This is a genomic window from Haloarchaeobius sp. FL176 (genome assembly GCF_024609245.1).
Classification (GTDB): Archaea; Halobacteriota; Halobacteria; order Halobacteriales; family Natrialbaceae; genus Haloarchaeobius.
The window spans coordinates 253196-279006 of the sequence record NZ_JANJYH010000003.1; the positions used below are offsets into that span (position 1 = coordinate 253196).

Genomic DNA, 25811 nt, shown 5'->3' on the forward strand with positions numbered 1-25811 from the left:
TTGGATTCGACTCTCTACAGCGAGATGAAAACTCTTCGGGTCGACCGTGCCGTTCAGCGCACGCCGAAGTTCGACAGCGGGTCGACGCCGAAAGGGGCCTGCGAGGTGGCGAACTCGAGGTCGAGTAGCACGCGCTCGTCGTCGTACTCGACCGCGGTCGAGCGGAGTCGGTCCACCGACGACTGGACCTGTCCCAGGTAGGATTCAAGCTCCTCGCCGCGAGTCTCGCTGACCCCCGGGACACGCATCGCCCGGGCGTCCGTCGTCCCGCCGTCGACGCGGTAGGCGTGGCCGTGCAGCGTCGGCGTCCCCGACTCGTCGGTGCTGAGCCGGAACCCGGCGTTCGCGCCGACCCCGACAGTGTCGAAGAAGGTCGCGAGGCGTTCGTCGTCGCTGGCGAACGAGCGCGAGCCCGTGACGTACGTCTCGGCGTCGGCACGCGAGAGACCGCGGACGAACACCAGCTCGCCGTCCGCGACGACCGCGAAGGCGTCCGTGCCGTCGCCGTAGAGCGGCCGGTCGTCGACGCTGCCGACGCGTTCGAACTCGCTCGTGAGCGACGACCGGACCGTCTCCGCGTCGAACGTCCCCCGCGAGACGAGGACGTACGGGAGCCCGCCCGAGTCGCTAGCGCCGCCGAGTTCGACCGTGAACTCGACGTCCTCGGGGGCTGCGGCGTGGTAGCGCTGGACCCTGCTGGCGCTCTCGCCGAGCGAGTCCTGGCTGGCCGCGAACGTCGCGGGCTCCCAGTAGCCGACGACGTAGTCGGTCACGTCCTCGCGGTAGCTCGCGGGGTCGTAGAGCCAGGGCTGGAGGCTCCCGTCGCGGTCGGCGTCCCACGTGCCGCCACCGGAGCCGCCGAGGCAGCCGGCGACCGAGGCGAGGCTCCCGAGGAGCGCCGTGCCGGCGGCTCGTCGCATCGTGCCCCGTCTCGTCCGTAGAAACGGCCGGTCCCCCGAAGCGTCGTCGCCCGCGGAGTTCACGATTCGGCAGCGTCGTCCGCGCTCGTCTCCGGCCCACCGTCGCTGTCGTCGTTCGAGTCGTCAGTCCCGTCGTCCGGTTCGGCGATGGTCACGGTGTCGCCGCCGTCGTCGGCCTCGTCCCCGTCGGGGACGGCCTTGGGGACCTCGACCTCCAGCGTGCCGTTCTTGCGGAGCGTCGCGGTGGCGGACTCGGCGTCGACCAGCGCGTCGGTCGGGAGCCGGACCTGGCCGTCGAGCGCCATCCCCCGGCCGGGGATGCGCATGTCGAACCCCTCGTAGAACTCCCGGAAGCGGTCGAGTCGGACCTTCACCGCGCCGTCGTCGTAGCGGACCTGGATGTCGGCGTGTGTCGCCCCCGGGGCGTCGAAGACGGCCAGGTAGGCGTCGTCGCTCTCCAGCAGGTCCGTCGGGAGCGGGCGGTTCTCCTGTACTTGCGAGGACGCCCGTCCGATCTGGTGCAGGACGCTGTTGCTGACCGAGCGCCCGAACTCGCGGATCGTCATAGCTCGATCTCCTCCAGAGCGGCGGTCGTCCCACAGTACGGGCAGGTGAATTCCTCGACGGTCACGTCGTCCGGCATGTCGTAGGTGTAGTGCAGCTCGAACATGTCGAGCTCGCAGTCGGTATCCGTACACCTGACCTCCATCGTCGCGGGCATGAGCGGACCTTGGGCCGTCAGGGGAAAACAGTTTTCGGAGGGCGGAACCCTTTTGTACTGCTGATAGAAAGTGAATACAATTCAGACGCCGCCACGGACCGCCGCACTGCCCATCGTTGCGAGCCTCGGCCTGTTCCGGCGAGGTCTGCGATGACTGGGCCAGCGTCGACGGTGTACGGGGTGGACTTCGGGTCAGCCGCGGACACCGCGGGTGAGAAGACGTGGATTGCGACGGCGACGGTCGAGGACGACACACCCGTCGTGGAGTCGTGTGAACGGTTAGTCGAGAAACTGGACTGTGACAGCGATCGCGATTCGGCACACGAGGCGTTGGTGACGTTCGTCCAGACCGAACTCGACGCCAGTTCGGCAATCGGCCTCGACTTCCCGTTCGGATTACCCGGCGTCGTGCTCGACGAGCAAAGGTGGGACGGCTACGTCGAGGACTTCCCCAGCAAGCTCACGGTTCCCGACTGGGACGACGACGACCTGCCGAACGAGATCAGCTCCGCGGACGACCTGAGCGCATGGGGGAGCCAGCGCGCCAGAGACGAAGCTGCGGACTGTGTCCACTGTAAGCGCCTCACCGACGAGGAACACGGCGCACAGCCCCCGTACGGCATCATCGGGAAGTCGATCACGTACCACGGTCTCGGGAACGTCATCGCACCGCTGGCTGCTGAGGACGACGTGACTGTCGCACCGATGCAGGTCGAGGAGTTCGGGGACCCGGATGGACCACTCGTACTCGAGGCGTACCCGGCTGGAACACTGGACCGCCTCGGGCTCTGCCGTGAGGGATACAAGGACGGGACGAACGCCGACCGACGGCGGGAACGGAACCTCGACGGACTCGTACAGTTCGGGGATGTACGGATCGACGACGATGTCAGAGATTCGGCCGTCGAGAACCCCGGCGGCGACGCCCTCGACGCCGTCGTCGCCGCGGTCGCGACGCACCGGGCGACTCGCTCCGCCGATGCACTTGAGCCCGACGAGAAGCAGTACGACCCCGTCGAGGGCTACATCTACGTCTAACGCCGACCGCGTGTAGTCAACTTCTTCCCCGTCGAGACGCAATCTCGGCCCATGACTGACCCCGCCACGCTCGACGTGACCATCGTCGACGGCTACGTCGACGAGCCGGCACATTTCGGGGTACCGCCGTACATCTCGACGTACCCCCGGTACACTGCCGGGGCGCTCGTCGACGCTGGGGTCCCCGAGGAGCGAATCACGTACCACACCATCGACGAGCTGCGCGACGACCGGATGCTCTGGGCGGACGTGGCCGACGCCGACCTCGTCTGCTACCTGGGCGGGATGACCGTCCCGGGGAGCTACGTCGGCGGGAAGCCCGCCGAGCCGGACGAGGTGCGCGAGATCGCCTGGACCGCAGACGGGACGACGCTGATGGGCGGCCCCGTCAAGTTCGGCGTGGGCGACGAGAACGCCGGCGCGACCGAGACCGAGCGCGACGACCTCGACTACGACTTCGTGGCCAAGGGCGACGTGGAGGCCGCGGCGTACGACCTCGTCGATTCGGGGCTGGAGGGGTTCAACAACCGGATGCGGGACAACCGGGAGATCGACCGCTGGGGGTCGAAGGGCGCGTTCGTCGTCGAGCAGCACCCGAACCACCCCGAGTACCTGATCTGCGAGATGGAGACCTCGCGGGGCTGTCCCTACCGCTGCTCCTTCTGCACGGAGCCGCTGTACGGCGACCCGTCGTTCCGGCCACCCGAGTCCGTCGTGCGCGAGGTCGGAGAGCTGTACGACCGTGGCGCACGCCACTTCCGGCTCGGGCGGCAGGCCGACATACTCGCCTACGGCGGCGACGGCGAGAAGCCGAAGCCGGACGCCCTCCGCGAGCTGTACGGCGGCATCCGCGAGGTCGCGCCCGACCTGGGCACGCTCCACCTCGACAACATGAATCCAATCACGGTTGTCGAGTGGCCGGAGCTCTCGCGGGAGGGGATCCGCGTCATCGCGAAGCACAACACACCGGGGGACACGGCGGCGTTCGGGCTCGAATCCGCCGACCCCGTCGTACAGGAGGCGAACAATCTGAACGTCACCGCGGAGGAGTGTTTCGAAGCTGTCCGCATCGTCAACGAGGAGGGTGGCTGGCGACCGGGCGACGAGCCCGGCACCGGCCCGTCGACCGGCCCGGACGCGCCGCGTCGGCTCCCGAAGCTCCTCCCCGGAATCAACCTCCTGCACGGGCTGAAAGACGAGCGCGAGGAGACGTACGAGCTGAACCAGCAGTTCCTCCAGCGCGTCTACGACGCGGGGCTGATGCTCCGCCGTGTGAACATCCGGCAGGTGATGACGTTCGCGGGGACGGAGATGAACAGCGAGGGGGCACACATCGCCCACGAGCACAAGTCGCTGTTCAAGCGCTACAAGCAGCAGGTGCGCGAGGAGATCGACAACCCGATGCTCCAGCGGCTCGCCCCGCCGGGCACCGTGCTTCCGGACGTCCACCTCGAGTACCACGAGGACGGCACGACGTTCGGGCGACAGCTCGGCACCTACCCGCTGCTCGTGGGCCTGCCGGGCGAGCGCGAACTCGGCCGTACCATCGACGTGGCCGTCGTGGGCCACGGCTACCGGTCCGTGACGGGCGTGCCGTACCCGCTCGACTTCAACGAGGCGTCACTGAAGGAACTGACCGCCATCCCCGGCATCGGGAAGGGGACCGCGGGCGACATCGTCGTCGACCGACCGTACGGCTCCCCCGACGAGGTGTCCGCCGACGTGGACCTGCGGAAGTACGCGGGCGGCCTGTCCGGCTCCGACGCTGATTGAGTGCGGTACGTACCGTTTGATTCCGCTCGGCAACGGTAATTCTAATACCCACCCGTTCCAGTACTCTGGTGGAGGTTCACTGTGGAAATATCTGATAAGCTACTGTGTCTGTTCAGTGCGGAGGTCGAGGTCGAGGACGGTTCCTACGTCGTCGAAGTACCGCGCCAGGAGGTCGACACCGGGTCGGTGGAGCCCGGCGAGACGTATCGCGTCGCCCTCATCGAACGGGAACGAGAGGAGAGCACCCAGGAGACCGAGAGCCATGATTCGGCCCCCTCGGAGCCGCAGCCGCCGGTCGAGATCGGCGAGACGCGCTACGTCGAGATCGAGGACATCGGCAAGCAGGGCGACGGCATCGCCCGCGTCGAGCGCGGCTACGTCATCATCGTCCCGGGTGCGGACGTCGGCGAGCGCGTGAAGATAGAGGTCACCGAGGTCAAGTCCAACTTTGCGGTCGGCGAGATCATCGAGGACACCTTCTAGCGCTCGTAGGCCGACCCATCCGGCCGTTTTGCACCCTCGCTGTCGTGGACGACCACCTCGCCAGAGCGTGGTTGGGCGGGTTCGTACTCGTCTCGGACGCCGATGGCTTCTTCCAGCTCTCGAATCGCCCGTTCCTTCAGCGTCGCCGCCATCGCCTCGGCGTCCTCGCGCGAGATGTCGCGCCCGAGCCCCTCGCACTCGTGGGCGCGGACCAGCCCCGCCTCGTCGACGGCCTCGCCCATCGGCTGGCTCGTACCGGCGAGTGCGACGCTGAACGGGTACGTCTGGCAGACGAGCGGCCGGTCCTCGTGGACGGTACAGGCGCCGATGCCGTCGTCGTCCTCCGCGTAGAAGCTGCAGTCGCCACAGGAATCCGTCTGGAGCGCCCACTCGAACGTCTCGCCCTCGACGACGCCGTCGTCGGTCTCCGAGAGGCCGTACGGCATCGGCCGGGCCACGTCGCGGAAGTCGTAGTCGGTGGCGGCCTGAAGCTCGCGAACCTCGTCCGGGAACACCGTCGCGGTGTGGGGGTCGTCGTCCTCGGCAGTGCAGCAGGCCCCACAGCGCGTGCACTCGAAGCCGATCTCGGCGATGGCGTCGGCGAGGTCGGCGACCGAGAGGTCGCGGGCGCGGTCGAGTTCCGATTCGAGGGAGTCCATCCGGTCGTCGGATGGTCGGTGCGTCGCGGAGAAAAGACTGCCGCTCGGTCACTAGTGCTGGCTCCGGTAGCCAGTGCCCTTCTCGCGGGCAAAGACGAGGGACAGCACGAGCACGACGAGCGGCCAGGCGAAGAAGGCGACGGCGGCCCACATCCCGCCACTCTGGGTGCTGTTCACCCTGGCGTCGCGGGAGACCCAGAGCATCGGCACGATGACGATTGCCAGCAGGGCGACGAACGAGAGCAGGACGATGACCGCTTCTGCGGCCGTTGTCCGTCGTTCGCCTGGCCCAATTGGTGTTTCAATTGATGCGACGGTGGAGGGAATCAGTCCACCTGTCAGTCGCTGGCGGGCTCGATCTCCCGTCCGTCCCACCGAATCCGGCCCTCGACGGTGAGCTTCCAGAGGTGGCATTCGACGGTCCGGAGCGCGAGGTCGCGGACGCCGGTGAGGTCCTTGTCGTAGGCGGCGTCGAGGACGGATTCGAGACGGGTCGCCCCGCTCTCGACGGCCGCCAGCACGCGCTCCTCGCGGTCGAGTCGGTGCTGGATGAGTCGCTCGCAGGTCGCCGGCGGGTCGTCGATGGCTGGGCCGTGTCCCGGAAAGAGCCGGTCTGGTTCGCGCGCACACACCCGCCGGAGGCTCCCGAGGTACGCACGGAGGTCCCCCTCCGGTCGCCCGACGACGACGCTGCCCTCGGCGACCGCGAGGTCGCCACAGACGAGGCCCGCGCCGGTCTCGAAGGCGAGATGTTCGGCTGCGTGGCCGGGCGTCTCGACCGCGGTCACGTCGGTTGCCGGGAGCGTCTCCTCGTCGCGGAGCGTGCCGTCGGGCGTGACGCCGGTCGTCTCGACGAACCGGTCCGTGCGACCGTGGCGTGCCCACACCGTCGCATCCGTCTCGTCGGCGTACTCGGCGACCCCGCCGACGTGGTCGCGGTGCGTGTGTGTGACGACGATGTGCCCGACCGAGCGCTCCGCGACGGCAGCGTCGAGTTCGTCGCTCCGCGCAGCAGGGTCGACGAGGACGGCAGGGTCGTCGCCGACCAGATACGTGTTCGTCCGGCCGGATGGCGCGCGCGTCGACACCTCGACCGGAATGGTTGCGATGTCGCTCACGTCGGGTGAGAAGGACCGCAGTCGATAAAAGCAGTCGGCCTCAGCAGTTGAGGAAGTAGACTTGCTTCCGGGCGTCCTGGAAGCTGTACCGCGAGCTGACGAGGCCGGCCTCCTCGAGCCGGTTGAGCGCGTACCGGACCGTGCGGTCGGGGAGCAGGGACTCCTCGGCGAGCTGTCCCTGTGAGAGCGGCGACTCCGTTTCCAGGACCTTGGAGACGAGCTTCGCGCTCGGCGGGAGCTCGCGGAGCCGCTCCCGGTACTCCGCGTCGGAGAGGAGTTCTTCGGAATCGTCTGCACGGTCGTCGGCGGTACTCATGCTCATACACATCGAAGGCGCGAACCACGTGTTAAGGGTTGGCTATAGGTGGGTAGGTATTGTTGAGAGAATATTAAGTGATAATATGTCATGGTGGCCTGTAACACGGCTTCTTTTCCACCGGCACGACGAACGCGAGGTATGGCCGAGATACCGTCCTCACATCGTGACCTGTTCGAGAAGGAGACGTTCGCACACTTCGCGACGCTGATGCCCGAAGGCACACCGCAGGTGACGCCGGTCTGGGTCGACTACGACGCCGAGACGGACCACGTGCTCGTGAACACGGCGCGCGGTCGGCAGAAGGAGCGGAACGTGGTCCGGAATCCGAAGGTCGGCATCGAGATGACCGACCCGGACGACCCGTACCGGTACCTCTCCGTACAGGGTGAGGTGGCGTCGGTCTCGACCGAGGGTGCGGACGCACACGCCGACGAGCTCGCTGGCCGGTACATGGACCTCGACGAGTACCCGAATCGCGGCGAGGAGGTCGGTGAGCGCGTGATCATCCGCATCAGGCCGGACACGGTCATCGCGAACTGAGCCTGGAAAGAGAGACGACAGCCCGCCGGTCGACGGCTGCAGTGCTCAGCGCGAGCGCACGCTCGGGTCGCGGTACCGGCCGAGCACGCAGTTACAGTCGGGGCAGTGGACCACGACGCCCGTCTCGTGCTCGTGCCTGACGAGGGATTCGACCGGCGTCTCCTGGCCGCAGTGTCCACAGGTGGGCATACAATGTGGTATGTTCACAAGAACCAAGACAGTTGTGCTGTCGGACGACTCCAACATCGTTTTATCCCACCGAGGAAGTAGCAATTGACAGTGTGAAGGGCCAGGAGTGGTACCAGACCGCCGAGGTCGCCGAGGAGTACGAGGAGAAGCGCTTCTCCGGCGGTGGTCGCCTCATCGACCGCCGCGAGAAGCGGGCAGTCCTCGAAGCTATCGGCCCGGTCGATGGGAAAGACGTGCTCGAGATCGCCTGCGGGACCGGTCGGTTCACCGTCATGCTGGCCGAACGCGGGGCCGACATCGTCGGCCTCGATATCTCCGCCGAGATGTTACAGCAGGGTCGGAAGAAGGCCCAGGCCGCCGGGGTCGCGGACCACCTGGAGTTCATGCGCGGCGACGCCGCGCGCCTGCCGTTCCCCGACGACCACTTCGACGCCGTGATGGCGATGCGTTTCTTCCATCTCGCCGACACGCCGGCGTCGTTCCTCGCCGAGATGCAGCGCGTCTCGAAGGATCTGGTGTTCTTCGACACGTTCAACCGCTTCTCGACGCGGAGTATCTACAACTGGGCGCTGCCGATGGGGTCGCGGCTCTACTCCCGTGGCGAGGTCGAGTCCCTGCTGGAGGGTGCGGGCCTCCGGCTCGCACAGGACAACCACGACTTCGTGCTCCCGTACGGATTCTACCGCCAGATCCCCGGCAGCGTCGCAAGGGCGTTCCGTTCCGCCGACACGAGTCTCCTGGGCGTACCGGGTGTCGAGCGTCTCGCCTCCGTTTCGTACTGGAAGTCGAGAGTCGAATGAAAGACAGATTGGCTGGGCGTCATACCTGTTTTTAACTATCGGTACGGTATGGGTCGAACATGGACCTCTCGGTGGTCGTTCCGACCCTGAACGGTCGGGACCGACTCCACACCTCGCTCGACGCGCTCTCGAGCGTCGCCCCGTCGGCCGAGGTCGTGGTCGTCAACGGCCCCTCGTCCGACGGCACGACCGGGATGGTCAGGGCACGGAACGACGTCGACACGCTCGTCGAGATCAGCGAGCGTAACATCAACGTCGCACGGAACGCGGGCTTCGAGGTCGCGACCGGCGACGTCGTCGCGTTCGTCAGCTACGACCTCACTGTCGAGGAGTCGTGGCACGACGGGCTCGTCGCGGCGTTCGACGACGGTGCCGACGTCGTCACCGGCCCGACCCACCGGACCGTCCCCGCCGGCATGACCACCGAGACCGAGGAGCGACGCAGCATCGCCGGCCGCTCCATCACCTACTTCAACGGCGACAACGCCGCGTTCCGGCGCGGTGCGCTCACCGCACTCGACGGCTTCGACGAGTACCTGCAGACCGGGGGTGCCCGCGACGCCGCCCACCGGATCGCGGTGATGCGGTACGACGTGGACTGGCACAGCGACATGTGCGTCCGCGGCGAGTACGAGACCGACGGCGGGCGCGAACCCGAGGACTGGCAGTGGAAGTACCGTGCGCTCGCATATCGCATGGTGAAGAACTACGGCATCCGACCCACGGTGGCGCGTCGAACCCTCGCCGACGCGCTGGGTGACGGGTTCTCGTCGCTCCGCGACGTCGTCACCGGGGGCCGACGACCGTCCGAGTGGCTGGGCAGCGGCCGGGCCGTCGCGAAAGGTCTCGTCGTCGGTGGGAAGGACGGCCTCGCCGCACGGAAGGCAGACCGTTCGCCCCGGCGGAACCCGAACGGCGTCTCCACGCGTGCGGACCGGGCTGTCTGTCGGTACGACGTCGCCGGCAGCGCCGACTAATCCGTCGCCTCCGGCGCGAGCCCGTCGACCACGCGGACCGCGTTCTTCGAGAACGCACGACGCATCTTGTCCTCCGAGACGTCCAGCGTCAGCAGCTCCATCACGCCCACGTTCGGGTGAACTGCGGGCGCACCGGAGCCGAACAGCACGCGGTCGGGGTGTTCCAGTAGCGCGCGCTCCATCGGCTCGCGGAACCGGACGAAGCTCGTGTCGACGTACACGTCGTCGTGGCTCGCGAGCAGCTCGATGGTTCGGTCGGTCGCCTCACGGTCCAGCGGGTAGCCGCCGAAGTGTGCGAGGATGACCGGGAAGCCGCGACCGAGCAGCGTCTGGGCCACGGCATCCGGTGGGAACTCCGTGCCGGCCCGGACCAGCACGGGCAGTCCGACCTCGCCGAGCACCTCGACGACCGACTCGTCCGGGAGCCCGTCGTGCAGCGGGTCGACGACGAAGCCGTGGAACCGGTCGTCGTAGGCGTACTGCTCGACGTCTTCCGGTCCAGCGTGGTACTCCTCGCGCGACGCCATCAGGTTCCGCAGCTGGCTGGACGCGCTCGACCCCGGGTCACGCGGCCCCGCCAGCCGCGCGAACGCGAGGAACGGCCGCTCGACGCTGTGGCGCGCCACGGCGTTGTTCGCGGTCAGGTACGGCCCCTCCTCCGGTCGCGGCTCCGGGAACGTCACCGACCGGACGACGCCCGCCTGCTGCATCTCGCGCTCGACGGTCTCCGGTGTGGTGTGTGGGCCCGCCGAGCCGTACTTGTCAGTCGGCAGCTGGACGTGGACGTCGACCACGCGAAAGCGGTGCTCCAGCTCCAGCATCTACCGTCCGTTGCGGCCCCTCGTATTTCTTGATACCGGTCAGCGGGTGGGCCGCTGCCGCGGTTCGGACTGCGGAACGAGTCCCCCAAGAGTTTGACTGCACTGGGGACGACAACCGCCGAACGCCCAGCCGACCCGACGAGGTATCGGTATACCGTCTGGTAGGTTTGTGCCAATCGCAAGCAGGCGTAGCCATAGATACACAACAATTATATAGAAGAAGAAACAATCTACTGTCGAGGTTTCACAGCATGTCATCAGCAGATTTCGCACAGCGGGGCATGGGCAACCGACCGACGTTCATCCTGGCCGAGGACTCCCAACGTACACAGGGCCGGGACGCCCAGTCCTCGAACATCACCGCCGGCAAGGCGGTCGCCGAGGCCGTACGGACCACGCTCGGACCGCGCGGCATGGACAAGATGCTCGTCGACTCGACCGGCGACGTCGTCATCACGAACGACGGTGCGACCATCCTGACCGAGATGGACATCGAGCATCCGGCGGCGCAGATGCTCGTCGAGGTCGCCGAGAGCCAGGAGGAGGCCGTCGGCGACGGCACCACCACCGCGGCCGTCCTCGCGGGCCGGCTCCTCGCACAGGCTGAGGACCTGCTGGAGAACGACGTGCACCCGACCACCGTCGTCGAGGGCTACCACGAGGCCGCACGCATCGCCCTCGAGGCCATCGACGGCGAGGTGCTCGATGCGGCGGTCGACGACGGCACGCTCCGCAAGGTCGCCGAGTCCAGCATGACCGGCAAGGGGACCGGCGGCCTGACCGCCGACCAGCTCGCGGAGACGGTCGTCTCGGCCATCCGCCACGTCGAGGACGACGACGGCACGGTGAGCCGCGACGACGTGCGCGTGACCACGAAGGTCGGCGCGTCCTCGAACGCGACCGAGCTCGTCGAGGGTATCATCGTCGACGAGGAGCCGGTCCACGACGAGATGCCCACGCACGTCACCGACGCGAACGTGCTCGTCCTCGACCTCGAACTCGACGTCCGTACGGCCGACATCGACGCCGAGTACCAGGTCACCTCCGTCGACCAGCTCACCGCCGCGATGGACGCCGAGGAGGCCGAACTCAGGAAATACGCGAAGACCATCGCCGAGGCCGACGTCGACGTCGTCTTCTCCACCGACGACATCGACGGCCGCGTCGCCTCGTTCCTCGCCGAGGAGGGTGTCCTCGCCTTCGAGGGCCTCTCGAACAGCGACGCCCGCGCCATCGCGACCGCGACCGGGGCACGCCGCGTCGGCGCGCTCGACGACCTCGCGGACGCCGACTTCGGGCACGTCGAGGCCATCGACGTGCGCCGTGTCGGCGACGATCAGCTCACCTTCGTCGAGGGCGGCGCGGCCGCAAGCTCCGTGACCGTCTTCGTCCGCGGCGGCACCGAGCACGTCGTCGACGAGCTCGAACGCACACTCGAGGATGCGCTCGACGTGGTCAGCGTCGCCGTCGAGTCCGGCGAAGTCCTCCCCGGTGCAGGCGCGTCCGAACTCGCCATCGCCGCCGCGGTCCGCGACGCGGCTGCCGGCATCGAGGGCCGCGAGCAGCTCGCCGTCGAGGCGTTCGCGGACGCCATCGACGTCATCCCGCGCACGCTCGCAGAGAACACCGGTATGGACCCAATCGACGCGCTCGTCTCGCTGCGCGCCCGCCACGAGGACGGCGACGTCGTCGGCCTCATCAGCGAAGGTGAGACCGGCCGCGTCGACGACCCCCTCGCCTACGGCATCATCGACCCCGCCGACGTGAAGCGCGAGGCCGTCGAGTCCGCCACCGAGGCCGCGACGATGATCCTCCGCATCGACGACGTCATCGCCGCGAACTGAGCGACGGACCACCCGTTTTTTCGGCGACGACCACCGCCAGCGCTCGCGCGATGGGGGGCGTGCCCGGCCAGAGCTTCCTCAGGGTTCGGAGACCACGTCCCCGAGCGCCGCCCCGACCGCCATCACGACGGCGGTGAGCCCCGTGGCGCTCGTCGCGACCCACGGCGTCGTCCAGTCGACACGTCCCCAGGCCGTCATCAGCACGACAGACGTCACCGTCGCGATGCCGAGCACCCCGAACAGTCGGGCCGGAACGACCCCGAACAGCCGGTCCGACTCGACCTCCTCGAACCCCGCCGCGTAGAGAACACCGAGGACCAGCGCGACGCCGACGAGCAGCGTCACGCCGAGCACTGGCAGCCGCGTCGAGAGGTACTGGGCGATCTCGAAGGTGCCCTCTTCGACGATCATGGGGATGCCGAAGACGAAGCTCCCGACCAGTGCCTCCCCCGCGTCCTGGAGGCCGAATGAGGAACGGAATCGGCCGAACACCCGCGGCTGACGCGCGCGGCGGAGCGTGCGCATCGTCTGTCTGACCTGGTCGCGCTCCGCCTCGGTGTCGACGAGCTCCTCCAGTTCCTCGAGTTCCTCGAACACCGTCTCTATCTCCGGTGGATCAGGGGCCGCCTCGTTCGAACCTCCACCGTCGTCCGTCGTACCCATACCCGGGACGAACGGGTGCTGGGAGTTAAGCCTCTGCCCCCGAGCCAACGTGTGTACGCCCGGCTTTTACCCGACGAGTCGTCCTAGTTCCCGATGGTATGTCGGCGTCCAAACTCGAACGCACCGGAGCGATCGCTATAGCTCTCGGTGGCATGATCGGTGGCGGTATCTACGCCGTCTTCGGCGTGGTCGCTCGCCTCACCGGCCCGGCGACCTGGGCCGCGTTCGTCCTCGCTGGAGCGGTCGCCACCTGTGCTGCGTACTCGTTCAACGCGCTGAACAGCATTGTCGACGACAGCGGCGGCTCCGTGACGTTCGTCCAGGCGTTCGTCGGGAACCACACCGCGGCGGGGATGGTCGGCTGGACGCTCCTGTTCGGCTACGTGGGGTCGATGGCGATGTACGCCTCCGCGTTCGCGGAGTTCACCGTCGGCTTCGCGGTCGTTCCCGGCTCGCTCGTCGGACTCTCGCTGCGGCCCGTCGTTGCCGTCCTCGCGGTCGCCGGCTTCGTCGGTCTGAACCTGCTCGGCGCGCAGGCGACCGGGACGACCGAGGTCGTACTCGTCGCCGCCAAGGTCGCCATCCTGTTCGCGTTCGGGGTCGTCGGCCTCGTCTTCCTCGGCGTGTGGGAGCCCCAGCCCGTCAAAACGGGCGTCGCCGAGCTCGCCGGGACCGGCCCGGTGATGGCGGCCGCCGTCTCGTTCGTCGCGTTCCAGGGCTGGCAGCTGCTGTTCTACGACCAGGACAGCATCGAGGACCCCGTCAGCACGGTCCGCGAGTCGGTGTACATCTCCATCCCGGTCGCCGTGCTGGTCTACGTCCTCGTCGCCGTGGTGACGGTCAACGTCGCACCGCAGGCACTCCAGCAGAGCCCCCACGTGGCGCTGGCGAAGGCCGCCGAACGGATGCTCGGCCCCGTGGGACTCTCCGCGGTGGGCTACGTCGTCATCTCGCTGTCGGCGCTGCTGTCGACCGGGAGTGCAATCAACGCGACGCTGTTCTCCTCGGCGCACTTCGCGAAGGGGCTGTTGAGCGAGGACCTGCTCCCGGACCGCATCGGCGACGGCGACGCCGACGGCGTCCCGACCCGGACCGTCCTCGTCCTCGGCGCGGTGACCGCCGCGTTCGCGGCCTCCGGCGGGCTCGGCGCGGTCACCTCGTTCGCCTCGCTGGCGTTCATCGCGGTGTTCGGGGTGGTGTCCGCCATCGCATTCTCCGAGCGCGACCGCGACGCCGTCAACCCGGTTCCGCCCGCGCTCGGGCTGGTCGGCGCGGCCAGCTTCCTCCCGCTGCTGTTCTATCACCTCTTCCGGGCGGAACGACCGACGTTCTGGCTGGTGCTCGTGCTCGCGGTCGTCGTGCTGGGGCTCGAACTGCTGTACTTCGAGCGTGACCTGGTCGAGGAGGAGGCCGCAATGGTCGAATCGCTCGTGTAGGGCTCGTCGGCGACGTTCAGTCGACCGTCGGCAGCGACCAGCCCCGCCGCATCGCGACGAGTCGGAGCCCGAGTGCGACGGCGACGCAGGCGGCGGTCGGCCACGGCGGGGCGACCTCGACAGTCCAGAGCACCCAGAACACGGTGCCGCCCGCGATAGCACACGTCGCGTAGAAGTCCTCGTGGAGGACGAACGGGACCTCCTGGGCGAGCAGGTCACGGAGTGCCCCGCCACCGACGCCGGTCAGCGTCGCACAGACGACGACGCCGAACGGGGACAGGCCGCTCTCGACCCCGACGATGGCCCCGGTCGCGGTGAACGCCGCCAGCCCGATGGCGTCCGGAATCGTCAGCAGCGGCGAGTCCGCGATGCTCCCTCGCTCGGCCCGGACGAGCGCGATGGCGAATCCGACGCCGGCGAGCGCGAGCAGCACGTCCGTCTCGGCTGTCAGCGCCGAGGGGACGCGTCCGACCAGCAGGTCGCGGGTAATACCACCTCCCAGCGCCGTCACCACGCCGAGCACGGTCACGCCGAGGTAGTCGAGGTCGGCGTCGACGCCCTTCGACGCGCCGGCGACGCCGAACGCGACCGTGCCGATGGCGTTCATCGCCGCGAAGGGCGTCAGCATCGCTCGACGGTCACCTCGTCGCCCGGCGCGAGTCCGAACGCCTCGTCGCCCCGCCCGCGGTTCACGTCGCACTCGACGTTGCCGTGGCTCCCGACCGTGACCAGCTGTGTGCCCTCGGGAACCGCCGCGAACGTCTCGCCGGCCGGGACGCGCTCGCCGTTCACTGTCACCGCGTCCGCGTCCGCGAGGAAGCCGCCGGGGACGTTCGTCACCGCGTTACCGAAGTCGTCCACGACCAGCACCTCCCCCTCGGCACGGTCACCCTCGACGGTCGCGGCCGGCAGCTCGCAGTCCACGAGCGCGTCGAGGTCGGCAGTCTCGACGCCCGCCATCCCGCCGACTGCGGCGACGCCGACCTCGTGAACCCGCGCCACTGCCGGCGCGAACACGTCTCGCCCGTGGAACGTGCTGGAGGCAGCGTCGGCGTCGTCGACGATGTACGCCTCGACCGTCTGGTGCGTCGCGTCCGCGAGCGACTCGCCGGGGTCGAGGCCGGCGAGCGCCCGCGCCACGGGCAGCACGACCCCGTTGTCCGGCGCGACGAGGGCGTGTCGCCCTACACGGACCACGATGGCGTCGCGGTCCGTCCCGACGCCGGGGTCGACAACGACGCAGTGGACCGCCGGCGGGAAGTACGGCAGCGTCTCTCGCAGCCAGAACGCCGTCGCGCGCACGTCGTGGCGCGGGAACTCGTGGCTCACGTCGACCAGCCGCGCGTCGCAGCGGTCGAGGATGACGCCGCGCATCGCCGCGGGGTACGGCGAGCCGAAGTCCGACGAGAGCGTTATCATCGGTCAACTCTGGCCGACGCGGGAGAATAACTGTGGTGGTGTCGGCGACGGTCAGGAATTCCGTACAGAGATCTCCCAGCCGAATTTTTTGTACCTCGGTGTAGAATCACCGTCCATGCACCGGGTCCCCGCACTCGTCCTCGTCGCCTGCGTCCTGCTCGCCGGGTGCGGTTCGCTGGGCGAGTCGGCGACGGAGACGCGAACACCCACCACCACGGACGACGGTTGCACCGAGGGGCTGTATCCAATCGGCATCGTCGGTGCCGACGACGGGTCCCCGTCCAGCGTCTTCGTCAACTACGCTATCCAACCCGAGAACGACGTCGTCGTCGTACTGTTCGTCGACGGGTCGCCGGTCGCTGTCCAACCAGAATCGACCGACGAGTACGGCGTCGCCGCGGATTATATCGACTTCGAACTCGACAGAACGCTGAACGGCACCCACAGGGTGAGAGTCGGGATCTACGACGACGTCGACGAGGACTGGGAGTTCGATCCCGAGACGGACGAACGTTGCCGAAATGAGGGTCCGACCACAGCAAGCGAAGAACGGGTTCTCAACTTCAGCAACGCGACCGAACGGCTCGGCCCGCCGTGACTGCGACTACTCCCCGTTCGTGTCCGAGTCGGCGACCATCTGGATACGACCGACGCCGTCGATCTCGCGGATGACCTCCTCGCAGGCGTCGGGGACGAGCGACTCCCAGTCGTCGCCCTCGACCATGCGTTCGCGGACCTCCGAGCCCTCCAGCACGTCACGGTTGAACATCGGCGACTGGCGCACCTCGATACCGGCCTCCTCGAACAGTCTGATGACGAGCGGGTTGTTCGAGTACGCCACGTCGAACGTCGGGGACATGCTCTGGACGTGGCTCACCCAGACGGAGTTGCGCTCCAGGTCCTCGATTGGGACGGCGTAGGTGACGAGGTCCGAGTCGACGAGCGACTTCCTGAGCATCATGATGCGCTCGCCAGCGGTGAACGGGTCGTGCTCGGAGTGGGAGTCGCCCGCGCTCCCGATGCCGAGGACGAGCTCGTCGACCTCGTCGGCGATGGTCTCGACCATGCTGTGGTGGCCGTTGTGGTACGGCTGGAACCGGCCGATGTAGAATCCCCGCCTCATGGCGAACCCGTCGGCCCGTTTGTTTATAAGGGTGGCGAGACATCCCCGACGCCGTATCAGCGCTTCTCGAGGGCTGAGTCTGCTGTTTTCGGTCGTGCGTCGACGACTTCAGAAGGGGGAAAGTATATCAGTACAAAACACCAGAATTCAGGTAGCAACTCGTTTCATGAGTAACGATAGTGACCCCAACGACGGCCCCCCGCCGACGGTCGAAGAGACAGTCGGCGAGCGGGAGCCCGAAAGTGACGATTCCCACGCCCCCGACGACGAAGAGGGGTTCGAGCCGGTGGCTCCGCAGGACGATGGGTCGCCGGACGACGGTGGCCTCCACGACGTGACCATCGAGGATGGCACCGACGACGACGGGACACTCGACGACGAGGGTCCCGACATCGACCGCCTCGGTAGCGACGTCGAGGTCGACCTGGGAGCAGAAATCGACGAGGATATCGCCGAAGACGACCTCCTCGGCGGCCTGAAAGTCGACTCCACGGACGGGATCGAAGTGCCCGACCGCCTCGTCGACCAGGTCATCGGGCAGGACGACGCCCGCGACATCGTCAAGAAGGCGGCCAAGCAGCGCCGTCACGTGATGATGATCGGCTCCCCGGGTACCGGGAAGTCGATGCTCGCGAAGGCGATGTCGCAGCTCCTCCCGAAGGAGGACCTTCAGGACATCCTCGTCTACCACAACCCGGACGACGGCAACGAGCCGAAGGTCCGCACGGTCCCCGCGGGCAAGGGCGACCAGATCATCGAGGCGTACAAGGACGAGGCCAGGAAGCGCAACCAGATGCGCTCGTTCCTGATGCTCATCATCATGGCAGTGGTCCTCGTCTACGCCGTGGTCACCCGCAGCCTCCTGCTGGGTATCCTCGCGGCCGGTGTGGTATACCTCGCGTTCCGCTACTCCGGCCGCTCGACGGACTCGATGATTCCGAACCTCATCGTGAACAACGCCGAGCAGCAGACCGCGCGGTTCGAGGACGCGACGGGCGCACACGCCGGCGCGCTGCTGGGCGACGTTCGGCACGACCCGTTCCAGTCCGGTGGGATGGAGACGCCGAGCCACGACCGCGTCGAGCCCGGTGCCATCCACAAGGCCAACAAGGGCGTGCTGTTCGTCGACGAGATCAACACGCTCGACGTCCGCAGCCAGCAGAAGCTGATGACGGCCATCCAGGAGGGCGAGTTCGGCATCACCGGCCAGTCCGAGCGCTCCTCGGGCGCGATGGTCCAGACCGAGCCGGTCCCCTGTGACTTCGTGATGGTCGCGGCCGGGAACCTCGACGCGATGGAGAACATGCACCCCGCGCTCCGCAGCCGTATCAAGGGTTACGGGTACGAGGTGTACATGGACGACACCATCGAGGACACCCCCGAGATGCGCCGGAAGTACACCCGGTTCATCGCACAGGAGGTCGAGAACGACGGGCGGCTCCCGCACTTCACCCGCGACGCGGCAGAGGAGGTCATCCTCGAAGCGAAGCGTCGCTCGGGCCGGAAGGGCCACCTCACGCTCGAACTCCGCAGCCTCGGCGGACTCGTCCGCGTCGCCGGCGACATCGCCCGCGGCGAGAACCGCGAGGAGACCACGCGCGACGACGTCATCCAGGCCAAGCGTCGCTCCCGTGGCATCGAGCAGCAGCTCGCCGACAACTACATCGAGCGCCGCAAGGACTACGAGATGACCGTCTCCGAGGGCGACGTGGTCGGCCGCGTCAACGGTCTCGCGGTCATGGGCGAGGACTCCGGTATCGTCCTCCCCGTCATGGCCGAGGTCGCACCCTCGCAGGGCCCCGGACAGGTCATCGCCACCGGGAAGCTGCAGGAGATGGCCGAGGAGGCAGTCCAGAACGTCTCCGCCATCATCAAGAAGTTCTCCGACGAGGACATCTCTGAGAAGGACATCCACATCCAGTTCGTGCAGGCGGGCCAGCAGGGCGTCGACGGCGACTCCGCGTCCATCACGGTCGCGACCGCCGTCATCTCCGCGCTGGAGGACATGCCCGTCGCGCAGGACCTCGCCATGACCGGCTCGCTGTCGGTCCGTGGCGACGTGCTGCCCGTCGGCGGCGTGACCCACAAGATCGAGGCGGCCGCGAAGTCCGGCCTCGACCGGGTCATCATCCCGAAGGCGAACGAGCAGGACGTGATGATCGAGGACGAGTACAAGGACCAGATCGAGATCATCCCGGTCAGCCACATCAGCGAGGTGCTTGACGTGGCGCTGGCCGGCGAGCCCGACAAGGACTCGCTGGTCGACCGGCTGAAGTCGATCACGGGCTCCGCGCTGGAGCACGACATCGGCCGCGGTGGCTCCCCGAGCCCGCAGTAACCGCCGATGTCCGCCCCGGCGGCAGCGGCCGTCGGCCTTCTTCCGTTCTTCCAGTCCACAGCCGCCGGCTCGTCGTTCGATGCGGTGTCGTTCGCGGCCGCTCTTGCACTGATCACGGGGCTGATGCTCGTGCTGTCGTACTCGACGACGCAGGCGATGACAGGTGGGTCGGCCGGGGGCGGAGTGGCGGCGCCCCAGACCGACGCCAGCACCGGCGCCGCGGACGACGCGTCAGCAGTCGACGCCCAGCACGAGCGGCCGGTCGAGAGGGACGGGACGACGGGGGCGGAACTCGACCGCGCTGTCGGCCCGCCGGAGAACTACCCCCCGTGGCAGGACGACGACGACGAGACCGACCCGCTCGCGACGATGACGACGGGGATGTTGCTCGCGAACGTCGCCATCACGCAGGGCGTGTTCCTCGTCGCGGTCGTCGGGGCCGCGGTGCTCACCGGCGTCCCAGCGGCCGCGATGGGGCTCTCGCCGGCCGCGCTCGGCCCTGTGCCGCTCCTCTTCGGCATCGGCCTCGGTGTCGCACTCTACGTCGCCAACGAGCTCGGCGCAGCCGTCGCCGAGGGCGCGGGCATCGAGTACGACGAGCGCCTCCGGGCCGTGCTCGCACCCGACAACGCCCGCGGCTGGGCGGTGCTGCTGGGGTTCGTCCTTCCGCTCGTCGCCGTCTTCGAAGAGGTGCTGTTCCGGGCGGCGATAGTCGGCGTGCTCGCCGCCGGCTTCGGGGTCTCGCCCTGGCTGCTCGTCGCCGGCTCCTCGTTGCTGTTCGCCGCGGGCCACGGCCTCCAGGGGCCGGCGGGCGTCGCCGTCACCGGTGCGCTCGGCTTCGTGCTCGCGGCGGCGTTCGTGCTGACGGGGAGCCTCCTCACTGTCGTCGTCGCGCACTACCTCGTGAACGCGCTGGAGTTCGGCGTGCACGAGGGGCTGGGCGTGGAGTGGGTCTGACGGAGACGAACCCGGCACGCATTTCGGCTCCGAACGACTACAGAAGACTGACATGTTCGACCACCCTGAACTCGTCCTCGGCGCGGTCGCGTTGCTCATCAACGGGGCATCGACGGCCGCTATCCTCGTCCGAGACCGTGTGAACCCGGACGCCTACGACGTCGAGGGATGGACCTTCCGTACGGCAGCGAAGCACCTCGTCGCCCGCGGGGTCGGACTGGCAGTGTCACTGGTTTTCCTGTTCGTCCTCGTCGGAGCGAGCCCCGACGCCGTCGGTCTGGGCCCCGAGTCGATCACCCCGAAGTTCGCGGTCGCGGGCCTCGTGACGGGTGCCGGACTCGTTCTCGCGGCGGTCGCATCGAGTGCGGCCGTCGACCGGTTCGGCTGGGACGCAACGTCGGCTGTGTGGGCGACGCTTCGTCCCGACTCACCCCTTGAGTGGGCAGTCTACCTGCCGGCGTCGTGGCTCTCCGCGACGGCCGACACGACGCTGTACGTCGTGTTCGTCGTGGGCGGGTTGACGACGGGGCGGACCCCAGTCGCGCTCGGGCTGGCCGTCCTCACGGCGCTCGTCGCCGGAACGAAGGGCCTGTCCGACGGGCCAGGAACGGCCGTCTGGAGTTCTGTGACGTACCTCGTCGTGGGAGTCGCGTTCGTACTGACGCGCTCGTGGCTCGTGGTCGCGGTCGCAGTGCTGGTGAACAACGGTATCTTCGGGTTCCGGACCGGCACGGCCGAACGGGACGCGACGGCAGTGACGTCCGACTAGAGCCCCTCTATCGACCGGAGCTTCTGTTCGACGTGCGGTTCGGCTGCGCTTGGGCCGTCACGTACGCGGTGGTCCGGCACGAGCAGCGGCACCGGGTTGGCGTCGAGTGCAGTGCGCACGAGAATGAGATCGTCGTCGTCCTCGCCGTCGAGGCCGGGGGTCAGCCGTGCGAGCTGGGCGACCGAGACGTCCTCGCCGTAAGGGACCTGCTCGCGCAGTGTTTCGAGGACGGTGCGCTGGTCGGTCGGCAGCGTCAGCGCCGCTTCCACGTCGTCGAAGGCGACCGGTGTGACGCCGTCGAGGTACTCGTCGATGCTGTCGAGCACCGGGTGGTCCGCACCCGCGTCGGCGTCGGCATCCCTGGGGAAGGAGACGGAGATGACCCGGCCGCTCGCGACTCCGACCTGTACGTCCCGCTCGAGGAACGGCGAGTGTCGCGCGTAGATTCCAGCGACGCCGTCGTCGTCAGCGTCCATACCGGCATCGAGGGTGGAGACGGTCTTGAAGGTTCGCGTGCCGCCGGCAGTCCTGGCCGGCCCGTCGATGACGCAAACCTTATGTACAGATTAGCACATTGATGTACGATAATGAACGCTACTGAGGAGTTCGACCCCGCTGTCCGCTCCATTCTGGACGCCGCGGCGCGGAGACCGGTGTCCGAAAGCCGGGTCAGCGTCGACGGTGCGTCGCTCTCCGACGCGCTCGCGGCGGCCGACGCGGACGGACGGGTGCCGCTCATCGCGGAGGTGAAACCGACGAGTCCCACGACAGCGGGCACACGGACCGAGGACCCGGTCGACCTCGCGCGGGCGATGGTCGACGGCGGCGCGGCCGCGCTCTCGGTGCTGACCGAGCCCGAGCACTTCGGCGGCAGCGTCGAGAACCTCGAACGGATCCGCGGGGCCGTCGACGTGCCCGTGCTGCGCAAGGACTTCCTGCTCGAACCGGGCCACCTCGACGCCGTCGCGGCCGACGCGGCGCTGGTCATTGCCCGCTTCGTCGACGACGTGGGCGAGATGGTGGCTGCCGCACGCGAGCGCGGCTTCGAGCCGCTCGTCGAGGTCCACAGCGAGGCCGAACTCGAGACGGCGCTCGCGGCCGGCGCGACACTCGTCGGCGTGAACAACCGCGACCTCGCCAGCCTGACCGTCGACCTGTCGACGTTCGAGCGTGTCGCACCGCAGGCCCCCGAAGACGTGACGCTCGTCGCGGAGTCCGGCATCGGGACGCCCGCGGACGCCCGTCGGATGCGCGACGCCGGCGCCGACGGCCTGCTGGTCGGCAGTGCGATTATGGCCGGCGAGCCCCGAGAGTCGACCGAGGAGTTGGTGTACGCGTGAGCCACGAGACACGACGGGATGGAGAGACGGGCACCACGGACGAGGACCGCCCGGGGACGTTCGGCCGCTACGGCGGCCAGTACGTGCCCGAGGCCCTGATGCCCGCGGTACAGGAGCTGGAGGATGCATACGAGCGCTACGTGCTCGAGAAGGAGGACGGCTTCGTGGACGAGTTCCGGCGCCGCCTGCGGGACTTCGGCGGTCGCCCGACGCCGCTCCAGCGTGCGGACCGCCTGAGCGACCGGCTCGACCGCGAGGTGTACCTCAAACGGGAGGACCTGCTCCACGGCGGCGCGCACAAGCTGAACAACGCGCTCGGACAGGTGCTCCTCGCGAAGTACATGGGCAAGGAGCGCATCGTCGCCGAGACCGGCGCGGGCCAGCACGGCACCGCGACGGCGATGGCGGCCGCACACCTCGACATGCCCTGCGAGGTGTACATGGGCACGCGCGACATCCAGCGCCAGCGCCCCAACGTGTTCCGGATGCGGCTGAACGGGAGCGAGGTGAACCCCGTCTCCGCCGGGCGTGGCACGCTGAAGGAGGCCATCAACGAGACGATGCGCGACTGGGCGACGAACGTCCAGGACACCCACTACGTCATCGGGAGCGTCGTCGGGCCGCACCCGTTCCCCGAGATGGTCCGCACGTTCCAGTCGGTCATCAGCGAGGAAGCTCGCGGGCAGATACGGGAGCAGGCGGGGCGGCTTCCGGACTCGGTCGTCGCCTGCGCCGGCGGCGGCTCGAACACCATGGGCACCTTCCACGAGTTCGTCGGCGACGAGGCGGTCGACCTGTTCGCCGTCGAGGCCGGTGGCTCCTCGCTCGCGGTCGACGAGGAGACCGGCGTCGCACCGAACTCGGCGAGCCTGTCGACCGGCACCGAAGGCGTGCTCCACGGCGCGCGGACGAAGCTGCTGCAGGACTCGGACGGCAACGTCGTCGAGAGCCACAGCGTCTCCTCCGGGCTGGACTACGCCGGTGTCGGACCGGAGCTGGCCCACCTCGTCGACACCGAGCGGGTGACACCTGTCAACGTCGACGACGACGAGGCACTGGAGGCGTTCCACCTGCTCTCTCAGGAGGAGGGCATCATCCCGGCGCTGGAGTCGGCTCACGCGATCGCGTTCGCGCGGGCGAACCCCGAGCAGCTGGGTGAACTGACTGTCATCAACGTCTCGGGGCGCGGGGACAAGGACCTCGAATCGGTCATCGAGGAGACGGAGCAACGCGAGCTCGAGAACGCCCCCAGCATGGACATCTTCGAGCGTGCGGCGGGCGACACGGAGGGTGGAATATGAGCCTCGCCGAGGCCTTCGACGAGCCGGCGTTCGTCCCCTACCTCTGTGTCGGCGACCCGAGCGTCGAGCGCACCCGCGAGTACGTGCAGGCGCTCGTCCGCGGCGGCGCGGACGTACTCGAACTCGGGCTGCCGTTCTCGGAGCCAATCGCGGAGGGGCCGACCATCCAGGGCTCCGTCGTCCGCGCGCTGGAGGCGGGGACGACACCCGAACAGTACTTCGAGTTCGTCGACTCGCTCGACGTGGACGTACCGGTCGTCTGCATGACGTACTACAACCTGCTCTACCAGTACGGAGACAGCGACGGCCCGGGCTCGTTCGTCGAGCGCGCCGCCGAGGTCGGCATCTCGGGGTTCGTCATCCCTGACCTGCCCGCCGAGGAGGCCGGGCCTCTCAGGACGGCCTGCGACGACCACGGGCTCGACCTCGTGTTCATCGTCGCGCCGACGACCGAGGGCGAGCGCCTCGAACGGATGGCCGGGCTGTCCTCCGGCTACCTCTACGTGCAGGCGAGACTCGGCGTCACCGGGGCGAAGGCCGACGTGAGCGACCAGACCGAGGCGTCCCTGGCGAAGGTCAGTCAGTACGACATTCCTAAGGCGGTCGGCTTCGGCGTGTCGAGTGGCGACCAGGCGCGGCACATCGTCGAAGCCGGTGCTGACGGCGTCATCGTCGGCAGTGCACTCGTCGACATCGTCGCCGACCACGGCGACCCGGAGGGCGACGACGTGCCCGAGCGTCTCGAATCGAAGGCTCGCGAACTCAGCGAGGGCGTCGCAGCCGGGGCGGAAAATATGGCGAAACCGGAAGGCCAATAAATGCGATATGCTAACTACTGACAACCAATGACGACACCAGGAACACACGCACGCCTCGGTCGCGTCGGGACAGCGGGGAACTACCTCATAGTCCCGATGGACCACGGTATCACACTCGGCGCGGTACAGGGGCTGAAGGACATCGAATCGACCATCGACGCAGTGACGCGGGCCGGCGCGGACGCCGTCCTCACGCAGAAGGGCATCGCACCGCGAGTCCACGACAACAAGAACGACGCGGGCTACATCGTCCACCTCAACGCCTCGACGGCCATCGGCCCGGACACGAACGACAAGCGCCTCACCGGCACCGTCGAGGAGGCCATCCGGGTCGGCGCAGACGCCGTCTCGCTCCACCTCAACGTCGGCAGCGACCACGAGCCGGAGCAGATCGAGGACCTCGCAGCTGTCACGGAGACTGCCTCGCGCTTCGGCATCCCCGTCCTCGCGATGGCGTACGCCCGCGGCCCCGGCGTCGACAGCACCGACCCCGAGTCCCTCGGCCACGCGGTCCGCCTCGCCGAGGAGCTCGGCGCGGACCTCGTGAAGACCGGCTACTCCGGCGACGGCGAGTCCTTCGAGCACGTCTGCGAGTCGACCCGGCTCCCGGTCCTCATCGCTGGCGGCGCACGCGGCAGCGACCGCGAGACAGTGGCGATGGTCCGCGGCGCGATGGACGGCGGCGCAGCCGGCGTCTCGATGGGCCGGTCCATCTTCCAGCACGAGGACCCGGCCGCCATCACGACCGCCGTCTCGGCCATCGTCCACGACGATGCGAGCGTCGACGAGGCGCTCGAACGCGGCGGTTTCGTCGTCGAAGCCTGAACGCTTTTGCACCGCTCCTCCGAGACTCCACCGTGGCCAGCGACAGCACCGGCGCACCGGACCCCGACAGCCCCGAAGAGCTGCTCGCGTGGGCCCGCACCTACGCGAGTACGGTCGACATCGACGTGGCACTCGACGCGGTCGACTGGGACATCTCGAAGCACGCGCGCCGGCGGGCCGGCGCCTGCCGCTACGACCCCGAGGAGGGCGTCACCATCGTCCTCTCCTGGCACTCGTATCTGACCCACGGCTGGGCCGAGGTCGCTGACACGGTCCGCCACGAGCTCGTCCACGCCTGGGAGTTCCAGCACTTCGACGAGTCCGGACATGGCCCCCGCTTCAGGGAGCAGGCCGACGCCGTCGACGCGCCGCGGCACTGCGAGCCGTTCGCCGACCCCCGGTACGTCCTCCGGTGCCGTACCGAGGGCTGCGACTGGACCGCCCGCCGCTACCGCGCCTCGAAGACCGTCACCGAGCCAGCCCGGTACCGCTGTGGTGACTGCGGCGACCGGTACGTCGTCGAGCACGCAGACTCGGGTCGGACGTGGGATGACGGCGCGGGCTACGAGCGGGTCCGGGCCGAGCTCGACGACGACGACTGGTGACGGGACAAGCGACAT

Annotated in this window: 31 protein-coding genes; 17 read left to right on the forward strand and 14 right to left on the reverse strand. The window is 68.4% G+C overall.

The window, feature by feature from the left end; translation table 11 throughout:
- Nucleotides 1–53: 53 nt before the first annotated feature.
- From NO978_RS07435 to NO978_RS07445, 3 genes are read right to left on the reverse strand one after another with little or no spacing between them, the layout of a single operon-like run.
- On the reverse strand, nt 54–920 hold the full coding sequence (locus NO978_RS07435) for a hypothetical protein (RefSeq protein WP_257298917.1): 867 nt from the start codon (nt 918–920) through the stop codon (nt 54–56).
- 59 nt (nt 921–979) lie between these two features.
- Nucleotides 980–1486, reverse strand: coding sequence for an Hsp20/alpha crystallin family protein (locus NO978_RS07440; RefSeq protein ID WP_257298918.1), 507 nt, complete (start codon nt 1484–1486; stop codon nt 980–982).
- Complete coding sequence (locus NO978_RS07445; RefSeq protein WP_257298919.1) at nt 1483–1641, reverse strand: hypothetical protein; 159 nt, start codon at nt 1639–1641, stop codon at nt 1483–1485. Before NO978_RS07445 ends, NO978_RS07440 begins: the two co-directional genes overlap by 4 nt.
- A 150-nt stretch (nt 1642–1791) precedes the next feature.
- Between NO978_RS07445 and NO978_RS07450 the strand changes: the two genes are divergently transcribed.
- The 3 genes from NO978_RS07450 to NO978_RS07460 all read left to right on the forward strand — a co-directional run bounded on the left by NO978_RS07450 (nt 1792) and on the right by NO978_RS07460 (nt 4935).
- On the forward strand, nt 1792–2679 hold the full coding sequence (locus NO978_RS07450; RefSeq protein WP_257298920.1) for a DUF429 domain-containing protein: 888 nt from the start codon (nt 1792–1794) through the stop codon (nt 2677–2679).
- A 51-nt stretch (nt 2680–2730) separates the two neighbouring features.
- Nucleotides 2731–4452: a radical SAM protein gene (locus tag NO978_RS07455; protein ID WP_257298921.1), complete on the forward strand. Its 1722-nt coding sequence runs from the start codon at nt 2731–2733 to the stop codon at nt 4450–4452.
- Between the two features lie 81 nt (nt 4453–4533).
- Nucleotides 4534–4935, forward strand: coding sequence for a TRAM domain-containing protein (locus NO978_RS07460; protein WP_257298922.1), 402 nt, complete (start codon nt 4534–4536; stop codon nt 4933–4935).
- Here the strand turns inward: NO978_RS07460 and NO978_RS07465 are convergent.
- From NO978_RS07465 to NO978_RS07480, 4 genes are read right to left on the reverse strand one after another with little or no spacing between them, the layout of a single operon-like run.
- Nucleotides 4932–5594, reverse strand: a complete 663-nt coding sequence (locus NO978_RS07465) for a YkgJ family cysteine cluster protein (RefSeq protein ID WP_257298923.1) — start codon at nt 5592–5594, stop codon at nt 4932–4934. The two genes, NO978_RS07460 and NO978_RS07465, sit on opposite strands and share 4 nt — an antisense overlap.
- Nucleotides 5595–5645: 51 nt before the next feature.
- Nucleotides 5646–5969, reverse strand: coding sequence for a hypothetical protein (locus tag NO978_RS07470; protein WP_257298924.1), 324 nt, complete (start codon nt 5967–5969; stop codon nt 5646–5648).
- The gene (locus NO978_RS07475) at nt 5933–6712 is read right to left on the reverse strand and encodes an MBL fold metallo-hydrolase (RefSeq protein ID WP_369684119.1); all 780 of its coding nucleotides are present in this window, start codon (nt 6710–6712) and stop codon (nt 5933–5935) included. Before NO978_RS07475 ends, NO978_RS07470 begins: the two co-directional genes overlap by 37 nt.
- 40 nt (nt 6713–6752) lie before the next feature.
- Nucleotides 6753–7034, reverse strand: a complete 282-nt coding sequence (locus NO978_RS07480) for a helix-turn-helix domain-containing protein (RefSeq protein WP_089731466.1) — start codon at nt 7032–7034, stop codon at nt 6753–6755.
- A gap of 135 nt (nt 7035–7169) precedes the next feature.
- Between NO978_RS07480 and NO978_RS07485 the strand changes: the two genes are divergently transcribed.
- A complete protein-coding gene (locus tag NO978_RS07485) occupies nt 7170–7571 on the forward strand; it encodes a PPOX class F420-dependent oxidoreductase (RefSeq protein WP_257298925.1) in 402 nt (133 codons plus the stop codon).
- Nucleotides 7572–7616: 45 nt separating this feature from the next.
- Here NO978_RS07485 and NO978_RS07490 read toward each other — a convergent pair whose 3' ends face one another.
- Nucleotides 7617–7760: a DUF6510 family protein gene (locus tag NO978_RS07490; protein WP_257298926.1), complete on the reverse strand. Its 144-nt coding sequence runs from the start codon at nt 7758–7760 to the stop codon at nt 7617–7619.
- Between the two features lie 92 nt (nt 7761–7852).
- Between NO978_RS07490 and NO978_RS07495 the strand changes: the two genes are divergently transcribed.
- Entirely contained in the window at nt 7853–8560 is a 708-nt protein-coding gene (locus NO978_RS07495; RefSeq protein WP_257298927.1) for a class I SAM-dependent methyltransferase, read from the forward strand.
- 59 nt (nt 8561–8619) lie between these two features.
- Nucleotides 8620–9537, forward strand: a complete 918-nt coding sequence (locus NO978_RS07500; RefSeq protein WP_257298928.1) for a glycosyltransferase family A protein — start codon at nt 8620–8622, stop codon at nt 9535–9537.
- On the opposite strand, the gene NO978_RS07505 is transcribed toward NO978_RS07500, so the two are convergent.
- Nucleotides 9534–10358, reverse strand: coding sequence for an amidohydrolase family protein (locus tag NO978_RS07505; protein WP_257298929.1), 825 nt, complete (start codon nt 10356–10358; stop codon nt 9534–9536). The two genes, NO978_RS07500 and NO978_RS07505, sit on opposite strands and share 4 nt — an antisense overlap.
- A 281-nt stretch (nt 10359–10639) precedes the next feature.
- Here NO978_RS07505 and thsA point away from each other — a divergent pair, with 281 nt between their 5' ends.
- A complete protein-coding gene (gene thsA, locus NO978_RS07510) occupies nt 10640–12202 on the forward strand; it encodes a thermosome subunit alpha (RefSeq protein WP_257299145.1) in 1563 nt (520 codons plus the stop codon).
- 78 nt (nt 12203–12280) lie between these two features.
- Here the strand turns inward: thsA and NO978_RS07515 are convergent, their stop codons facing one another.
- Nucleotides 12281–12865 (reverse strand): TIGR02587 family membrane protein, encoded by a 585-nt coding sequence (locus NO978_RS07515; RefSeq protein WP_257298930.1) that lies wholly within the window; start codon nt 12863–12865, stop codon nt 12281–12283.
- A gap of 98 nt (nt 12866–12963) precedes the next feature.
- Here NO978_RS07515 and NO978_RS07520 point away from each other — a divergent pair, with 98 nt between their 5' ends.
- Nucleotides 12964–14301 (forward strand): APC family permease, encoded by a 1338-nt coding sequence (locus NO978_RS07520; RefSeq protein ID WP_257298931.1) that lies wholly within the window; start codon nt 12964–12966, stop codon nt 14299–14301.
- A 16-nt stretch (nt 14302–14317) separates the two neighbouring features.
- On the opposite strand, the gene NO978_RS07525 is transcribed toward NO978_RS07520, so the two are convergent.
- Both NO978_RS07525 and NO978_RS07530 read right to left on the reverse strand, forming a co-directional pair.
- Nucleotides 14318–14929: a trimeric intracellular cation channel family protein gene (locus tag NO978_RS07525; RefSeq protein ID WP_257298932.1), complete on the reverse strand. Its 612-nt coding sequence runs from the start codon at nt 14927–14929 to the stop codon at nt 14318–14320.
- Nucleotides 14923–15720, reverse strand: a complete 798-nt coding sequence (locus NO978_RS07530) for an S-adenosyl-l-methionine hydroxide adenosyltransferase family protein (protein WP_257298933.1) — start codon at nt 15718–15720, stop codon at nt 14923–14925. Before NO978_RS07530 ends, NO978_RS07525 begins: the two co-directional genes overlap by 7 nt.
- Before the next feature lie 115 nt (nt 15721–15835).
- On the opposite strand from NO978_RS07530, the gene NO978_RS07535 reads away from it, so the two are divergent.
- Nucleotides 15836–16318, forward strand: a complete 483-nt coding sequence (locus tag NO978_RS07535; RefSeq protein ID WP_257298935.1) for a hypothetical protein — start codon at nt 15836–15838, stop codon at nt 16316–16318.
- Nucleotides 16319–16324: 6 nt separating this feature from the next.
- Here the strand turns inward: NO978_RS07535 and NO978_RS07540 are convergent, their stop codons facing one another.
- Nucleotides 16325–16843, reverse strand: a complete 519-nt coding sequence (locus NO978_RS07540; protein ID WP_257298936.1) for a nicotinamide-nucleotide adenylyltransferase — start codon at nt 16841–16843, stop codon at nt 16325–16327.
- Nucleotides 16844–17009: 166 nt separating this feature from the next.
- Here NO978_RS07540 and lonB point away from each other — a divergent pair, with 166 nt between their 5' ends.
- The 3 genes from lonB to NO978_RS07555 are packed head-to-tail and all read left to right on the forward strand — an operon-like array spanning nt 17010 to nt 20907.
- The gene (gene lonB, locus NO978_RS07545) at nt 17010–19181 is read left to right on the forward strand and encodes an ATP-dependent protease LonB (protein ID WP_257298937.1); all 2172 of its coding nucleotides are present in this window, start codon (nt 17010–17012) and stop codon (nt 19179–19181) included.
- Nucleotides 19182–19187: 6 nt separating this feature from the next.
- Nucleotides 19188–20138, forward strand: a complete 951-nt coding sequence (locus NO978_RS07550) for a CPBP family intramembrane glutamic endopeptidase (RefSeq protein ID WP_257298938.1) — start codon at nt 19188–19190, stop codon at nt 20136–20138.
- A 52-nt stretch (nt 20139–20190) separates the two neighbouring features.
- On the forward strand, nt 20191–20907 hold the full coding sequence (locus tag NO978_RS07555; protein WP_257298939.1) for a hypothetical protein: 717 nt from the start codon (nt 20191–20193) through the stop codon (nt 20905–20907).
- On the opposite strand, the gene NO978_RS07560 is transcribed toward NO978_RS07555, so the two are convergent.
- Entirely contained in the window at nt 20904–21383 is a 480-nt protein-coding gene (locus NO978_RS07560) for an MGMT family protein (protein WP_257298940.1), read from the reverse strand. The two genes, NO978_RS07555 and NO978_RS07560, sit on opposite strands and share 4 nt — an antisense overlap.
- Nucleotides 21384–21494: 111 nt before the next feature.
- Here NO978_RS07560 and trpC point away from each other — a divergent pair, with 111 nt between their 5' ends.
- The 5 genes from trpC to NO978_RS07585 are packed head-to-tail and all read left to right on the forward strand — an operon-like array spanning nt 21495 to nt 25796.
- Nucleotides 21495–22247 (forward strand): indole-3-glycerol phosphate synthase, encoded by a 753-nt coding sequence (gene trpC / locus NO978_RS07565; protein ID WP_257298941.1) that lies wholly within the window; start codon nt 21495–21497, stop codon nt 22245–22247.
- Nucleotides 22244–23548 carry a tryptophan synthase subunit beta gene (gene trpB / locus NO978_RS07570; protein WP_257298942.1) on the forward strand — a complete coding sequence of 435 codons (1305 nt, stop codon included), beginning with the start codon at nt 22244–22246 and terminating at the stop codon, nt 23546–23548. Before trpC ends, trpB begins: the two co-directional genes overlap by 4 nt.
- Entirely contained in the window at nt 23545–24366 is an 822-nt protein-coding gene (trpA, locus tag NO978_RS07575) for a tryptophan synthase subunit alpha (protein WP_257298943.1), read from the forward strand. The genes trpB and trpA overlap by 4 nt, the downstream gene beginning before the upstream one ends.
- A gap of 27 nt (nt 24367–24393) precedes the next feature.
- Nucleotides 24394–25191 (forward strand): 2-amino-3,7-dideoxy-D-threo-hept-6-ulosonate synthase, encoded by a 798-nt coding sequence (locus tag NO978_RS07580; RefSeq protein ID WP_257298944.1) that lies wholly within the window; start codon nt 24394–24396, stop codon nt 25189–25191.
- Between the two features lie 32 nt (nt 25192–25223).
- On the forward strand, nt 25224–25796 hold the full coding sequence (locus NO978_RS07585) for a SprT-like domain-containing protein (protein WP_257298945.1): 573 nt from the start codon (nt 25224–25226) through the stop codon (nt 25794–25796).
- Nucleotides 25797–25811 lie beyond the last annotated feature (15 nt).

Excerpts from the sequence above, each read along its gene's own strand:
- NO978_RS07435 (WP_257298917.1), bottom strand. The coding sequence starts at position 920 with ATGCGACGAGCCGCCGGCACGGCGCTCCTCGGGAGCCTCGCCTCGGTC.
- lonB (WP_257298937.1), top strand. The coding sequence starts at position 17,010 with ATGAGTAACGATAGTGACCCCAACGACGGCCCCCCGCCGACGGTCGAA.
- NO978_RS07480 (WP_089731466.1), bottom strand. The coding sequence starts at position 7,034 with ATGAGCATGAGTACCGCCGACGACCGTGCAGACGATTCCGAAGAACTC.
- NO978_RS07490 (WP_257298926.1), bottom strand. The coding sequence starts at position 7,760 with ATGCCCACCTGTGGACACTGCGGCCAGGAGACGCCGGTCGAATCCCTC.
- trpA (WP_257298943.1), top strand. The coding sequence starts at position 23,545 with ATGAGCCTCGCCGAGGCCTTCGACGAGCCGGCGTTCGTCCCCTACCTC.
- NO978_RS07535 (WP_257298935.1), top strand. The coding sequence starts at position 15,836 with ATGCACCGGGTCCCCGCACTCGTCCTCGTCGCCTGCGTCCTGCTCGCC.
- NO978_RS07525 (WP_257298932.1), bottom strand. The coding sequence starts at position 14,929 with ATGCTGACGCCCTTCGCGGCGATGAACGCCATCGGCACGGTCGCGTTC.
- NO978_RS07465 (WP_257298923.1), bottom strand. The coding sequence starts at position 5,594 with ATGGACTCCCTCGAATCGGAACTCGACCGCGCCCGCGACCTCTCGGTC.
- NO978_RS07445 (WP_257298919.1), bottom strand. The coding sequence starts at position 1,641 with ATGCCCGCGACGATGGAGGTCAGGTGTACGGATACCGACTGCGAGCTC.
- trpC (WP_257298941.1), top strand. The coding sequence starts at position 21,495 with ATGAACGCTACTGAGGAGTTCGACCCCGCTGTCCGCTCCATTCTGGAC.
- NO978_RS07500 (WP_257298928.1), top strand. The coding sequence starts at position 8,620 with ATGGACCTCTCGGTGGTCGTTCCGACCCTGAACGGTCGGGACCGACTC.
- NO978_RS07540 (WP_257298936.1), bottom strand. The coding sequence starts at position 16,843 with ATGAGGCGGGGATTCTACATCGGCCGGTTCCAGCCGTACCACAACGGC.
- NO978_RS07485 (WP_257298925.1), top strand. The coding sequence starts at position 7,170 with ATGGCCGAGATACCGTCCTCACATCGTGACCTGTTCGAGAAGGAGACG.
- NO978_RS07530 (WP_257298933.1), bottom strand. The coding sequence starts at position 15,720 with ATGATAACGCTCTCGTCGGACTTCGGCTCGCCGTACCCCGCGGCGATG.
- NO978_RS07515 (WP_257298930.1), bottom strand. The coding sequence starts at position 12,865 with ATGGGTACGACGGACGACGGTGGAGGTTCGAACGAGGCGGCCCCTGAT.
- NO978_RS07520 (WP_257298931.1), top strand. The coding sequence starts at position 12,964 with ATGTCGGCGTCCAAACTCGAACGCACCGGAGCGATCGCTATAGCTCTC.
- NO978_RS07560 (WP_257298940.1), bottom strand. The coding sequence starts at position 21,383 with ATGGACGCTGACGACGACGGCGTCGCTGGAATCTACGCGCGACACTCG.
- thsA (WP_257299145.1), top strand. The coding sequence starts at position 10,640 with ATGGGCAACCGACCGACGTTCATCCTGGCCGAGGACTCCCAACGTACA.
- NO978_RS07550 (WP_257298938.1), top strand. The coding sequence starts at position 19,188 with ATGTCCGCCCCGGCGGCAGCGGCCGTCGGCCTTCTTCCGTTCTTCCAG.
- NO978_RS07440 (WP_257298918.1), bottom strand. The coding sequence starts at position 1,486 with ATGACGATCCGCGAGTTCGGGCGCTCGGTCAGCAACAGCGTCCTGCAC.
- NO978_RS07505 (WP_257298929.1), bottom strand. The coding sequence starts at position 10,358 with ATGCTGGAGCTGGAGCACCGCTTTCGCGTGGTCGACGTCCACGTCCAG.
- NO978_RS07555 (WP_257298939.1), top strand. The coding sequence starts at position 20,191 with ATGTTCGACCACCCTGAACTCGTCCTCGGCGCGGTCGCGTTGCTCATC.
- NO978_RS07580 (WP_257298944.1), top strand. The coding sequence starts at position 24,394 with ATGACGACACCAGGAACACACGCACGCCTCGGTCGCGTCGGGACAGCG.
- NO978_RS07455 (WP_257298921.1), top strand. The coding sequence starts at position 2,731 with ATGACTGACCCCGCCACGCTCGACGTGACCATCGTCGACGGCTACGTC.
- NO978_RS07450 (WP_257298920.1), top strand. The coding sequence starts at position 1,792 with ATGACTGGGCCAGCGTCGACGGTGTACGGGGTGGACTTCGGGTCAGCC.